The following is a 13444-nucleotide window of genomic DNA, read 5'->3' as shown; positions in this document are numbered from 1 at the left end:
TCATAACAGAAGTGAAAAATAGTTTTTTAATTTTATAAGTGTTTAAAGTATTATTGTTTGGTGTTTTAATAAGTATTGTTATGTTATAGTGATGGGTTGGTGCCTAGTAAATAATTAGCTGTTTTAAAAATTTGTTTGCTTAGGACAATTTTTAGTGGATTGTTTTATGATATCTGGTTTGTGAGTTTAAATATGCTATTTTTACTGTTTAGAAACGAAGGGTAAATTTTTTAAAAAGTTTATTTATGTAAAACTAGCAATATTTTGCATTTATAACAGGAGTTATTGTAAATTCGGCTATTTAAATCATTAATCAATACCTTAAAATTTCGCATTTATGACAGAGTTTTTAAATGTGTTTTAAGTGGCTACATTGATAAATTTAGCCGTCATTTAAAAATCACGGCTAAATTTATCAAACTAGATTAAATTTCAAGGCTACTCCATACACCATTGCACTAGCAATGCCAGCCATTATACCAGCGACGATATCATCTGCCATCACACCAAGTCCGCCTTTGACGTCACGGTCAATTCTACCTATAATAGATGGTTTTAGTATATCAAACACTCTAAAAAACGCAAGTGACAGTATGAGTTGTAAAAGTGTAGCACCGCTTAAGACAAATGCGATCCACACACCAGCTACCTCATCTATAACTATGCTCTTATGGTCGTGTTCGCCAGTTTTAGCTTCATAGTCATTTATGACGCTTACAGAAACAGCCGTTAAAAGTATGGTTGCCAAAAACAGCGTGGTTGATGAGAAAAAATATAATATATAATACCCCACCACAGCCCCAGCCACAGAACCCCAAGTCCCAGGTGCAAATGGTATAAATCCAACTCCAAAAAATGTTAAAAATACTCGTTGCATATCTCTCCTATGATAATGATGTAGTTTGATAAAGTTTCATTAGCTCTTTGTAAAAATCACGCTCATTTCGCTCTTCAAGCAGACCAGAGTTTGGAAAAAGTGCATCACATAACTTTTGCACATCGCTAAACCTATCTTTAAAAAGTTCGCTTAAAATAAGGGCTGAAATTTCAGATCTCATTAGTATTGCTGGTGGCATAATGCCGTTAAAAAGTAGTGTTTTTATTGTTGGTGGATGATATTTTATGTGATGATGTTGTCCATGCGGACAAGTGCGTGTGCTTACGATAGTTTTGCACTCATTGCAATACACAAGCTCAGGCAACACTATAATCTCCATGCCTAAATCATTTATGTATCTATCAAGCATAGTTTTTGGTTGATTGTGATCAAAAAACATACCAATGCCTGCATGATTTTGCCCTAATACTAGTTTATTTGCACCTATATTATGAGCTGTGATACATTCAAGAGCTGGGTTTTGATGTGCTTTAAAGATGCTAGATTTAAATGGAAAAATTGTTATTTTATTAGGTGGCAGATACTTTTTGGCAAAAATTTCAAGAGATTTTTTACGCAAATTAAAGCTTAAATGCTCATTTCCATGTGTTTGAAGTAAAAATATTACAACCAAATCAGCCTTATCAATCGTCATGCGAATTAGTCTTTCATGTGCTCTATGTAGCGGATCAGCCGTTAGCATTACGGCGGTTATTTTTTTGGCGTTTAGTTCTGTTTTTATACGTTCAAGCTCATCAAGTGTGTTTTTTATCTCGTTGCTTGAGATTTCAAACTCTCCGCTTATCGCCCACTCTTTTATCTCACCCCTTGCAAACACGCTACTTTTATACTCGTTTTTGCTTTTAAAAACAGATGAAATTTTAATATATCCAACTTCATTTTCTTCGCAAACCATCACCGCTTCATCGCCGTTTTTTAGCTCTTTTGCCTCTTTTTCATCTACAAAAAACACAAAAGGATTTGGCATAGCTTCGCCGTTAAAATAGCCCTTTTTTATGGCACTATCTGCCTCGTCTTGATTCATTAGCTTGTTGTAGTTTGAAAAAATTTTATTTTTCACAAGTTCAAGAGTGCAAAGTATGTCGTTTGTTATTTTTATGATTTTACTTTTTCTTTGTGATTTCATATTTTTTCCTCTTTTCCCAGAGTGATTTTCGTGAAATTCCAAGTCGTTTAGATAGCTCAGTATCTGGATATTTGTCTTGATACATGTTTATAATGTGTTTAATATAATCATCGATTGTTGCGATTTCATCGATGCTAAAATGACTTTCGTTTGCCAAAATTTCAATGCTTTCTGTTTTGATGTTTAGGTTAAAATTTGTGCTTGATAGTATTAGTTTTTTGCGTTGTGATAAGTTTAATAGTTTTTCTATCTCGTTTTGATTTAGGTTTTGTGCCTCGCTTATATAGATGTATTCGCATTCGCTTGATATTAGTTCTTTTTGTGTTTGTGTTAAATTTTGGGCTATTATGTATTTAAAAGAGCCTTTGGTTTGTTTTGTTAATTCAAACACAAAACTATCAGCATACTCTGTTTTATTTGTTTTAATCAAAAGTGGAAATTTTAGCTTTTTTGGATCAATGTCTTGCGTTTTATAGCATTTTAGTGCATTTTGAATATATGTTTGATATGCTACAAGCATATTTTGCATGTTTTTATGCTCACTTAAATGATTTATCTTTCTTACGAGTTCTTCTATCATAAACGGTTTTTGTATATAATCACTCGCACCGGCCAACATCGGCTTTGAAACGGTATCATTGCTTATGTAAGCGATTAATAAGATAATTATGGAGCCTTTATGTTTTTCTATCACTGGATAAAAATCCTGCCCAGAAAGCGTAGTAGAAAGTAACACTACATCATACTTTTCATCTTTTAATGCCTCTTTAACATTTCTTGCGATGTCGCACTCGTATCCAATATCTGCTAGTTTTGTAGCTATCGAACCAGCCAAATATATCTCATTATCTACTATTAAAACTCTCATTTTTTTGTCCAATCATAATATTTTATCCCAGCTGTAGCTATCACGGCTATACCCTCCTTGCGTCCAACAAAGCCTAGTTTTTCGGTTGTAGTTGCTTTGACATTTATGCGATTTGGCATGACATTTAAAGCGGCTGCGATGTTGTTTTGCATCTTTGCTTTAAATTTGCTTATTTTTGGCTGCTCTGCCATGATTGTTATATCTGCATTTACTAGTTCAAAGCCAACGCTTTGCACTTTTTCGTAAGCAGTTTTTAATAGCGTGAGTGAATTCGCCCCCTTATAGCTTGGATCGTTGTCTGGAAAGTGTTCGCCTATATCGCCAAGTCCAGCTGCACCCAAAATAGCGTCTGTTAGTGCATGAAGTGCGACATCGCCATCACTGTGTGCTTTTAGTCCATTTTCATACTCAATTTTTTCACCGCAAAGCCATAAATCATAGCCCTTTGCAAACTCATGCACATCAAATCCAGTGCCTACAAATTGTTCTTTGCTTGGTGGCAGTAGTGAAATTTTAAATAAATCATCATAGGTTGTGATTTTTCTGGCTCTCTCATCGCCTTGTATTTGCCAGATTGAACCACCAACTGCACGTATAGCTGAGCTGTCATCTGTGTAAAGTGTGTCAGATTGTAACGCTTTGGATAAAATTTTTGTTCGTGAGAGTTGTGGAGTTTGGATTAATTTTATTTTTTCTCGCTCTATTGTTTCGTTTTGGTAATATGTCGTATCTACTACATTTAACACAGGCACGATACAATCAGCTTTATCACTGTTTTGTATGATTTTATGAAGTAGTTCGTGAGGGATATTTGCTCTTGCTATATCGCTTACTAGCACATACTCGCTTTTTACATGTGAAAGTGCGTTTTTTAGGCTCTCTTGACGTGTTGCACCACCTTTTACATATATGTAATTTGGGGCAAAGCGTGACATATAATCACCTTCGTTTGATACTATTATAATCTCTTTAAATGTGTAAAATTTGCCTAAATTTTTAGTGGCATAAAGCCAGAGTGGTTCATCGTCTATATAAAGCCATTGCTTTTTTGTGGGCATTTGCATACGTGTTGAGTTCCCAGCCCCAAGCATAATCAATGTGATGTCAAACAAAGTGCTCCCCTTAAAAAAATGTTACGAAATTATACACTTTGTAAGTTTTAAATTACATAAAGGCAAAAATGATACAATTTTAGTCTTACAAAAATTTTGGAGGGATTAAATTGAGAAAGGATTGGATAAAAACTAGAGCAAATGACGCTACACCAACTCAGATGTATTATGCTAAAAAAGGCATTATAACGCCTGAAATGGAGCATGTGGCAAAGGTTGAAGGTTTGGGGGCTGAGTTTGTGCGTGAGTGCGTGGCTGTAGGGCGTATGATAATCCCTGCTAATATAAATCACACAAACTTAACTCCGATGGCAATTGGTATAGACGCAAAGACAAAAATCAATGCAAATATCGGTAATTCAAGCCTTGCAAGTGATATAGATGGTGAGCTTGAAAAGTTAAATTTATGCCTTAAATACGGTGCTGATACGGTTATGGATCTATCGACTGGTGGCGATCTTGATAAAATCAGAGAAGCCATTATCCAAAACTCAACAGTTCCAATTGGCACAGTTCCTATGTATCAGATAATCCACGATGTGTGTGATATAAAAAATTTAAACATAAAAGCCATGCTTGAAGTGCTGGAAAAACAGGCACAGCAGGGCGTTAGTTACTTTACGATACACGCTGGATTTTTGCTTAAATTTATGCCACTAGTCTCAAAGCGTAAAATGGGCATAGTAAGCCGTGGTGGGAGCCTTATGGCTACTTGGATGATGCACTATCATAAAGAAAATCCATTTTACGAAGCCTTTGATGAGATTTGTGATATCTGTGCTAAATACGATGTAGCACTCTCGCTTGGCGATAGTTTGCGTCCTGGCTGTTTGTATGATGCTACTGATGAGGCTCAGCTAAGTGAGCTTAAAATTTTAGGCGAACTCACACTTCGTGCGTGGGAAAAGAATGTGCAAGTCATGGTCGAAGGTCCCGGACACGTGCCACTAAATCAGATAGAATACAATGTTAAAATTCAGCAAGAGTGGTGTCATAATGCACCATTTTATGTGCTTGGACCACTTCCTACCGATATAGGTGCTGGATATGATCACATCACAAGTGCGATAGGTGGAGCGATGGCGGCGTATCACGGTGTAGCGATGCTTTGCTATGTGACGCCAAAAGAGCATTTAGGGCTTCCAACGGCTGCTGATGTAAGAGATGGCATTATCGCGCACAAAATCGCCGCTCACTCAGCCGATGTGGCTCGTGGCAGAGCAGGAGCGATAGAGCGAGATCATGCGATGAGTGATGCAAGATGGGCGTTTGACTGGAACAAGCAGTTTGAACTTGCTCTTGATCCAGATAAGGCAAGAGAGCTTCACGATGAGAGTTTGCCTGATGATGGCTTTAAAAAGGCGGAGTTTTGCTCGATGTGTGGGCCAAAATTTTGTGCTTATAGAATTTCAAAAGATCTAATGAAGGAGAATAATGTTAAGTAAAGATCAAGTTATCGAAAGATTAAAAGGTGTTGTATATCCTGGGTTTGATAAGGATATAGTAAGCTTTGGCTTTGTAAAAAATGTCGAAGTGACGGATAAAATTTACATAGAGATTGAGATAGTTAGCTCAAATCCAGATGTTGCAAAAGAGCTTAGAGTGGATATTTCACGAGTGCTTGGTGGTGCGGACGCTGATGTTAAAATCATTCAGCCAAAAATCCCAGAAGAAAAAAGCAACTCTGTAAGTGGTAAAAACATCGCTCCGCAGGTTAAAAATTTTGTCATGGTAAGCTCTGGAAAAGGCGGCGTTGGTAAATCTACTACAACGCTAAATTTAGCCATAAGCCTTGCAAAACTGGGCAAGAAAGTGGGGATTTTAGACGCTGATATCTACGGACCAAATATCCCAAGAATGCTCGGCGAAGTCGGCACTCAACCGCAGGTTGTTGGCAATAAGCTAAAACCGATTTTGTCGCATGGCGTTGAGATGATGAGTATGGGTGTGCTGATGGAAGAGGGCGCGTCGCTGATTTGGCGTGGCTCGATGATAATGAAAGCGATCGAGCAGCTACTTCGTGATGTGCTTTGGAGTGAGCTTGATGTCTTGCTTCTTGATATGCCACCAGGCACTGGTGATGCGCAGCTTACTTTGGCTCAAAGTGTGCCAGTAACGGCTGGTGTATGCGTGACAACTCCACAAGTAGTAGCACTTGATGATAGCAAACGCGGACTTGATATGTTTGAAAAACTACACATTCCAATCGCTGGAATCGTTGAAAATATGAGCGGTTTTATCTGCCCTGATAATGGCAAGGAGTATGATATATTTGGCAAAGGCACGACTGCCAAACTGGCTGAAATTTATAAGACGCAAATTTTAGCTGAAATTCCGATCGAACCAGCAGTTCGTGTAGGTGGCGACAGCGGAAAGCCAGTGAGCTTTTATCAGCCTGAGAGTGTGACTGCAAAACGCTATGAAGATGCGGCTAGAAAACTCTGGGAAGAGATAGAAAAGATAAACAACAACGGCGGTGCTGATAACTCTGCAATCCAGCCAGTGATGGACGGCAAATCGGCTTGTTCGAAGTAAATTTAAAGGCTCTTTTGAGCCTTTTAGTTTTGGATTATTGAGCTTTTTCTTGCAGTTTTTGCTAGTGAGTATATGCAAAGTAGCATTATTATCGAGTAGATAATGCTTAATGAACGCATTATATCGCGTGATGATATGTCTGATTTTATCGCTTTAGTCACTTGTTTTGTTTCATGTTTTTCTATTGTTTTGATTAGTTTATCTAGTTTTATTCTGTTTAAATTCAAAATTTCTTTTTTGTCATTAAAATTTACGGTTATATTTTTATCTTTTAGAAAAATATCTAGCTTTTCTTTTTCATCGTGACCCATAAACATAAAAGTTGCTTCTAAATTTTTAGTTCCAAAATTTTCATTTTGAAATACTCCAAAAAGTGGATTTAAAAGTGCAGGCTTTATGATGATTATACCCATAAATGCGGTATATGCTAGAAGTCTGGTAATAAGTATTAATATTGCTTTTTTGCTAGAAAATGCAAAATAATACACTAAAATACAACCAATATACACAAGTATGCAAAATGCTACATTTGACATAAAACTAGCGTAGGTAGTGGCACTTATAGTAAAGAGTGATGCTGTAAAAAATAAAACAACAATTAGATTCTTTTTATTTTGTGTTATTTTGTTGGGTATCGATGTTAAAAATAAAATAAGTCCAAAAAACATAAAAGATATGTATGTAAAGAAATTTTCGTTTGCTTGATACGTAAGAAACTCATTTAGTTTTATTAGACATAAACTCACAACTCCAAATACTGCAATCATTCCAATGGTGAAATTTAGGATTTTGGCAAAATTTGTATGGTGATCGCTTGTATTTCTGTATGTATGTAGTGTTGCATAGTCTAGCCATTTTGTTAAATCTAATATATTTTTTGAGTTTATTTCATCTAGTTTGTTTTTGATTTTTTTGTGAAGCGTAAATTCTTGTTTTGAAAATAAAAAACAAAAAATATTTTTTATGATTTTTAGAGCATATAGTATGCAAATAATTCCAAATATAGGAATAAGTGATAAAAATATAATAGTTCTTGCGATTGTATAAAATATAAATTTTACTGATGACATAATTGTAAAAACAAGCATATTAAATAAAAATAAAAATATCTTTGTTATATTAAGTCTTTGTTTTTTACTATTTTTGATAAACTTTATTGCGGTGTTTGTTTTTTTGTCATTTAATACTACTTCTAGTTCATCGCTTAGTTCTAGCTCTTTGCAGTATAGTTCGTATTTATGGTGATTTGTGGCATCTAGTAGATTGCCGTCTTTGTTTAGTATGTTTTTTATCATGGCAAAAGATGTTCTAAGATCAGATATTACGCTATTATTGTCTTGTTCTGTCTTATCTTTAAAATCTGACTTGATATCATTAAAAGTATATTTAAATTTTGAATTTGTAAAAATAGCGTTTTTTTCAAAATATGCTCCGCTAAAATTTGGAGGGCTTTTGAAATCTACATTATCAAAACAAATAGTTTGATAAAAATGCACTCTCTTAAAATTCGCTGTTTTTTTAAATATTGAATTATCAAAAAATATATCGTTTTTAAATTTACTGTTTGAAAAATCAACTTCACTGCAAAAAATATTTCCTTTAAAATCGCAATTTTCTTTCAAAGAGCAATTTTTTAATTCTATACCTTTTTTAAATTTTGAATTTGATATTTTAAAATAATTGTTAAATTCTGTGCCTTCAAGTTTGAATTTTTCACCAAATACATTTTTGTCTATATCAAATGTTGTTTCTTGTATATAGTTTCTAAGCATCGTTAATCCATTTTTAAAAATGCTTGTGTGTATCTGAAAACGTCCAAAACTGCAAGAAGTGAATTTAAAATTTTTATAAAAACGAGATTGTGAAATTGTAAAATTTTGAATTTCTAAATTTTGTAATTCGGTTTTATCTTTTATTTTACATTCTTGTAAAGTAAAATTATTAAATTTAATATAATTTATGCACAACTCTTTTTTAAATACACATTTATTAAAAGAAATACCTCCTGGCTCATAGTTTTCTTCTTCATTTGAAATTTCTATACCTTCTTCGAAAATACAGTTGTCAAAAGCAAGATTGTATTTTAAAAGTATATTGGAGTCTTTTATCTCTTTTATGTTTAGTGGTTTTTTGTTTTTGCTTTTTATATACAAATCAACTTTTTTATCTTTTTCGCTATTTGTAAAAACGGTCGGATAAAAACTTTCTTTATCGATATCTTCTTTGTCAATACCAAGTGCATCGGCTATTTCTTGTATTTTCCTATCTTTTTCTTTCACTTGTCGCTTTCTTAGTAAAATTAAAGATTTAAGCATTTATATTCAATGCATTCGTTTTTAAAATTTTTATCTTATTAGCTTTGAAATTTCTTTAAATTTTTCATGTTTTGCATCGCCTAAAATTTCAAATAAAACACTCTCTACACTTGAAATTTCAGCTCCTAATTCACGCATGGTTGCTATGGCAATGTCTTTATTTTTTGGATTTCTGGAGCTTGTGCAAGGCTCAATTAAAACAACCTTTTTACCTAAGCTTATTAACTCTTTTACGCTTTGTAAAACGCAGATGTGAGCTTCGATACCAAACACTAAAAAAGTATCATAAGAGCTAATTTTTTGTTTGATATTTTCATCAGCAGGTGCTGAAAACGCCGTTTTTGCATAAGCATTATTTTTTATAAAAGGCAAAAATGCGTCGTGCGTAGAGCCTAGTTTTTGTGGATATTGCTCACTCGTGATTAGGTCAATGCCTAAGATTTCAAGCCCTTTTAGCAAAATTTCGCTCTGTTTTAAAAGCTCATCTTTTTGGCTCATTGCGTTTATTATCGTTGTTTGTAAATCTATCATAAGTCCTGCTATTTTCATCGGCTATCCTTTGAGTAAAAATTTATACTTATTTTATCATATTAATTTTAAAATTAAAATTTATTTTAATATTTTAGCAAAACTCGCGATAAATTTATAAAAAGCAGAGGGTTTAGCCCCCCATCTACTCCACAAACGGAAGTAGCTTTTTATACCCTAGTTCTCGCATTTTATCCACTGGGATAAACTCAAGTGCCGCGCCGTTTATGCAGTATCTTAAGCCTCCATTTTGAAGCGGTGCGTCATCAAACACATGCCCTAAATGTGCGTTTGCCGTGCTTGAGCGAACTTCAGTGCGGTTCATACCGTGCGATTTATCGGCTAGATATTTTAAAGCGTCGGTTGTGATGGGCTTATAAAAGCTTGGCCAGCCACATCCTGCGTCAAATTTATCCTTTGAGCTAAAAAGTGGCACGCCACTTGTTATGTCTATATAAATTCCCTTTTCGTTAAATTTATCAAACTCGCTGGTAAATGGACGCTCGGTCGCATTTTGCTGAGTTACAGCGTAGCTTATATCGTTTAGTTTGTCTTTAAGCTCTTTTTGTGTGAGCGAAAATTTCGCCTTAAAAAGCGGCTCGTGTGCTAAATTTAGATTGATGTGGCAGTAGCCACCTGGATTTTTGTCAAGGTAGTTTTGATGATACTCTTCAGCTAAGATATAGTGACGAAGTGGCTCAAGCTCGATAACAATGGGCTTATCGTAGTCTTCTTGCAAGATTTGTAAGCTAAGCCTAGCTATCTTTTCGTGGGCAGGATTAGTGTAGTAAATGCCTGTGCGATACTGCGTGCCGATATCGTTTCCTTGGCGGTTTAGGCTAGTTGGGTCTATCACTCTAAAAAAGTGAAGTAAAATTTCAGCTAAATTTATACGGTTTGCATCAAATACGATGTGCATAGTCTCAGCGTGTCCGCTTTGTTTTAATCCGTAATAATCAGCACTTTCGCTTATGCCATTTGCATATCCTACGCTAGTCTCAATCACTCCAAAAATCTTATCAAAATATCCTTGCATACCCCAAAAGCATCCACCTGCTAGGTAAATCTCGTCTCTCATTTGCTCTCCTTTTTGATTAGCGTTTGCAAAAACAAGCAAAACACAAAGTGATAAAATTTTAAAAATTTGCATGTTTTCCCCTTAAAATTTTTGTGTAAATTTTAGCAAAAAATACCTAAAATTACAAAAATTAAGACAAATAAGATTATAATATTATAAAATTTATAAGGTAAAAATATATGAAAATAGATGAAATTTTAAAAAATAGCAACCATAAGCTTGATTTATTTGCAAAAGAATGTATCGATAGGTTAGAAAATAAAATTTTTACTAAAACTGACAAAAACGGCAAAATTTCATACCATACAACATGTTTAATTCGCAATAAAGAGATTAGGCTTACTCCTGAAGAAATCATCCGTCAGCTTTATTTAGATAAACTAATTAACGAATATGATTATCCGCAAAACCGCATACAATTAGAATATCCAGTGCATTTTGGACGTGAAGTCAAACGAGCTGATATTGTTATTTTTGACGCATTGCAAATCACTGCACCTTATATCATCATAGAGCTTAAAAAGCCCAAAGCAAAAGACGGCAAAGAGCAACTTAAAAGTTATTGCAATTCCACAGGGGCGACCATCGCGGTTTGGAGCAATGGCGAAGCAATAGCTTATTATCACCGCAAAGACCCAAATTATTTCGAGCCAATTCCAAATATTCCGCAAAGTGGCAAAAGCCTAAAAGATGTCTTAAAACAAGACTTTACATTTGATGATTTAAAAAATGCCGACAAACTGCAAACACAAAAAACTACGCTTAAAAACATTGTATTGGATATGGAAGACGAAGTTTTAGCCAATGCAGGGGTTGATGTATTTGAAGAAGTTTTTAAATTGATTTTTATTAAATTATTTGACGAATTAGAAGGTGCAAGAGATAAATCACGCAATTTAGAATTTAAAAATTACGGCGAAAGCGACGGAGAACTCAAACAAAAAATAGAAAACCTATTTAACAAAGCCAAGAAAAAATGGGAGGGAGTTTTTGCAGGTGATGACAAAATCAAGCTATCTCCGTCGCATTTAAGCATTTGTGTAGCGTCATTAGAAAGCATTAAATTATTCAATTCAAATTTAGAAGTCATCGATGACGCATTTGAATATTTAGTCAATAAATCAGCCAAAGGCGAAAAAGGGCAGTATTTCACACCCCGTTATGTGATTGATATGTGCGTAAAAATGCTAAACCCAAAACCTAATGAAACTATGATAGACACTGCCAGTGGCAGTTGTGGTTTTCCGATACACACTTGTTTTTATGTATGGAAAAGCATTTACAAAAACAAAGGTCTAGAAGCATCTGATTTATTTACCGCCGAAAAGAAAATCCCCGAATGCGAAGACTATGTTAAAGAAAAAGTCTTTGGCATAGATTTTGATGAAAAAAGTGTGCGAGTGTCAAAAATGCTTAATCTCATCGCAGGAGACGGACACACCAATGTTTTGTATCTAAATTCTATTGATTATGTTCGTTGGGATGAATTTACCAAAGACGAAGAGTGGGAAGATGTTTATTTTGAGGGCTTTAAACGCCTTAAAAATCTGCGTTCAACCAAAAACGAAAACCGAGATTTTGAATTTGACATTTTAATGGCAAATCCACCATTTGCAGGAGATATTAAAGAGCCACGCATACTTCATGCTTACGAACTTGGAAAAAATGCAAATGGTAAATGGCAACAAAAAGTTGGACGAGACATACTATTTATCGAACGCAACCTAAATATGCTTAAACCTGGCGGTAGAATGGCGATTGTCTTGCCGCAAGGTAGATTTAACAACTCAAGTGATAAGTATATTCGCGAATTTATCAGCGAACACGCACGAATTTTAGCGGTTGTAGGGCTTCACGGCAATGTATTTAAGCCGCACACAGGTACCAAAACAAGTGTTTTATTTGTGCAAAAATGGGACGATAAGCTCTGTCCTAAGGCAGATGATTACAACATATTTTTTGCCACGATGAGCGAACCAAGCAAGGATAATTCAGGTGATAAAATTTACTACCCATTGCAAGACACGCACGAGCACTGGATTGTAAAGCATGACCTGTTTAATCCACGCATGGCAGGAGATGAACCTATTCGCCAAAAAGATGAAAGTGATGAAGAATTTAATCAGCGTTTGATTAAGTATCAAGACAATGTCCAAAAATACGCCGAATTTGACCAAGACGGTATAGCTGAAGCGTTTATCGAATTTGCCAAAGCCGAAAATTTGAGTTTTTGGAGAGAATAAATGAATGGGCAATTAAAAGAATATAAAGAGCAAATGGAAATAGATTATTTTGCCTATTTTGCAAAGGCTTATTTTGCTTTTAATTGCTATTTAAAAGATAAATTTTCTAACTGCACAGCAGATAGAGATAAAATAGACGAAATGAAAAGAGCAAATTATTTTTCAATATTCAAAAGATTATTAGAAGAAAATTTATTTATTCAAAATTTGAGTGAATTAAAAAATCAACTATCTAGTAGATTGATTACAAATAATAAAGAACCAGTATATTTTGAATATGTTAAAATCAAATCTTTTGCTAATAGAATTATTTGCAATAATGAAACATATAGGAGAGTAAAATATTTTATAAAAATAACAGACAATGGGCGGATTATTGCAAAAATCAATAATGAAGAAGAAAATAAAATAGATTGTATTTATGATGATTTTAACAATAAATTAAATAGTTCTGTATTTTCAAAAACACAAAAAGAAAGAATACAATCAATTATAAAAGAAGAAATAGAAAGTTATGTCAAAGATATAACACCATTGATAACAAAACTATTAACAAACGAAACTTTAACTGATGATGAAATAAAAGATATTTACAGAGCATTTGTTGAAATAATCTATTCAATGAGAAATGCTTTATTCCATAGTGAAATAAATCCAGAAAACACAGAAACCAAACAAGCGTACGAGAAAGCATATTGGCTTTTACGAGAATTTGTAAGAATACTTAGTTAAAGGAGATTA

The 13444-nt window shown here is 34.2% G+C and carries 11 protein-coding genes; 4 read left to right on the top strand and 7 right to left on the bottom strand.

Features of this window, described 5'->3' with window-relative positions:
• Nucleotides 1-415 precede the first annotated feature (415 nt).
• The 4 genes from LQU93_RS08935 to LQU93_RS08920 are packed head-to-tail and all read right to left on the bottom strand — an operon-like array spanning nucleotide 416 to nucleotide 4004.
• Nucleotides 416-877, bottom strand: a complete 462-nt coding sequence (locus tag LQU93_RS08935) for a phosphatidylglycerophosphatase A family protein (protein WP_229933543.1) — start codon at nucleotides 875-877, stop codon at nucleotides 416-418.
• A 7-nt stretch (nucleotides 878-884) separates the two neighbouring features.
• Nucleotides 885-2024, bottom strand: coding sequence for a sulfate adenylyltransferase (locus LQU93_RS08930; protein ID WP_229933542.1), 1140 nt, complete (start codon nucleotides 2022-2024; stop codon nucleotides 885-887).
• Nucleotides 2002-2892 (bottom strand): response regulator, encoded by an 891-nt coding sequence (locus tag LQU93_RS08925; RefSeq protein WP_229933541.1) that lies wholly within the window; start codon nucleotides 2890-2892, stop codon nucleotides 2002-2004. The genes LQU93_RS08930 and LQU93_RS08925 overlap by 23 nt, the downstream gene beginning before the upstream one ends.
• Nucleotides 2889-4004: a bifunctional 2-C-methyl-D-erythritol 4-phosphate cytidylyltransferase/2-C-methyl-D-erythritol 2,4-cyclodiphosphate synthase gene (locus tag LQU93_RS08920; protein ID WP_229933540.1), complete on the bottom strand. Its 1116-nt coding sequence runs from the start codon at nucleotides 4002-4004 to the stop codon at nucleotides 2889-2891. The genes LQU93_RS08925 and LQU93_RS08920 overlap by 4 nt, the downstream gene beginning before the upstream one ends.
• 110 nt (nucleotides 4005-4114) lie before the next feature.
• Between LQU93_RS08920 and thiC the strand changes: the two genes are divergently transcribed.
• Both thiC and LQU93_RS08910 read left to right on the top strand, forming a co-directional pair.
• Nucleotides 4115-5449 (top strand): phosphomethylpyrimidine synthase ThiC, encoded by a 1335-nt coding sequence (gene thiC / locus LQU93_RS08915; RefSeq protein ID WP_229933539.1) that lies wholly within the window; start codon nucleotides 4115-4117, stop codon nucleotides 5447-5449.
• Entirely contained in the window at nucleotides 5439-6539 is a 1101-nt protein-coding gene (locus tag LQU93_RS08910; protein WP_229933538.1) for an Mrp/NBP35 family ATP-binding protein, read from the top strand. Before thiC ends, LQU93_RS08910 begins: the two co-directional genes overlap by 11 nt.
• Nucleotides 6540-6562: 23 nt before the next feature.
• Here LQU93_RS08910 and LQU93_RS08905 read toward each other — a convergent pair whose 3' ends face one another.
• The 3 genes from LQU93_RS08905 to msrB form a co-directional block, all read right to left on the bottom strand.
• Entirely contained in the window at nucleotides 6563-8818 is a 2256-nt protein-coding gene (locus LQU93_RS08905) for a pentapeptide repeat-containing protein (protein ID WP_229933537.1), read from the bottom strand.
• A 66-nt stretch (nucleotides 8819-8884) separates the two neighbouring features.
• The gene (locus LQU93_RS08900) at nucleotides 8885-9403 is read right to left on the bottom strand and encodes an isochorismatase family protein (RefSeq protein WP_229933536.1); all 519 of its coding nucleotides are present in this window, start codon (nucleotides 9401-9403) and stop codon (nucleotides 8885-8887) included.
• A gap of 124 nt (nucleotides 9404-9527) precedes the next feature.
• Nucleotides 9528-10532 carry a peptide-methionine (R)-S-oxide reductase MsrB gene (gene msrB / locus LQU93_RS08895; protein WP_229933535.1) on the bottom strand — a complete coding sequence of 335 codons (1005 nt, stop codon included), beginning with the start codon at nucleotides 10530-10532 and terminating at the stop codon, nucleotides 9528-9530.
• A gap of 107 nt (nucleotides 10533-10639) precedes the next feature.
• On the opposite strand from msrB, the gene LQU93_RS08890 reads away from it, so the two are divergent.
• Nucleotides 10640-12703 (top strand): N-6 DNA methylase, encoded by a 2064-nt coding sequence (locus LQU93_RS08890; RefSeq protein WP_229933534.1) that lies wholly within the window; start codon nucleotides 10640-10642, stop codon nucleotides 12701-12703.
• The gene (locus tag LQU93_RS08885) at nucleotides 12704-13435 is read left to right on the top strand and encodes a hypothetical protein (protein WP_229933533.1); all 732 of its coding nucleotides are present in this window, start codon (nucleotides 12704-12706) and stop codon (nucleotides 13433-13435) included.
• Nucleotides 13436-13444 lie beyond the last annotated feature (9 nt).

Source organism: Campylobacter majalis, from assembly GCF_905120465.1.
In the GTDB taxonomy this organism is placed as follows: domain Bacteria; phylum Campylobacterota; class Campylobacteria; order Campylobacterales; family Campylobacteraceae; genus Campylobacter_A; species Campylobacter_A majalis.
This window is presented reverse-complemented; position numbering and strand designations above follow the sequence as displayed.

What these genes read in the sequence shown, in the direction of transcription:
- msrB (WP_229933535.1), bottom strand. Translation starts at nt 10,532, where the DNA reads ATGCAAATTTTTAAAATTTTATCACTTTGTGTTTTGCTTGTTTTTGCA.
- LQU93_RS08885 (WP_229933533.1), top strand. Translation starts at nt 12,704, where the DNA reads ATGAATGGGCAATTAAAAGAATATAAAGAGCAAATGGAAATAGATTAT.
- LQU93_RS08900 (WP_229933536.1), bottom strand. Translation starts at nt 9,403, where the DNA reads ATGAAAATAGCAGGACTTATGATAGATTTACAAACAACGATAATAAAC.
- LQU93_RS08935 (WP_229933543.1), bottom strand. Translation starts at nt 877, where the DNA reads ATGCAACGAGTATTTTTAACATTTTTTGGAGTTGGATTTATACCATTT.
- LQU93_RS08925 (WP_229933541.1), bottom strand. Translation starts at nt 2,892, where the DNA reads ATGAGAGTTTTAATAGTAGATAATGAGATATATTTGGCTGGTTCGATA.
- LQU93_RS08930 (WP_229933542.1), bottom strand. Translation starts at nt 2,024, where the DNA reads ATGAAATCACAAAGAAAAAGTAAAATCATAAAAATAACAAACGACATA.
- LQU93_RS08910 (WP_229933538.1), top strand. Translation starts at nt 5,439, where the DNA reads ATGTTAAGTAAAGATCAAGTTATCGAAAGATTAAAAGGTGTTGTATAT.
- LQU93_RS08890 (WP_229933534.1), top strand. Translation starts at nt 10,640, where the DNA reads ATGAAAATAGATGAAATTTTAAAAAATAGCAACCATAAGCTTGATTTA.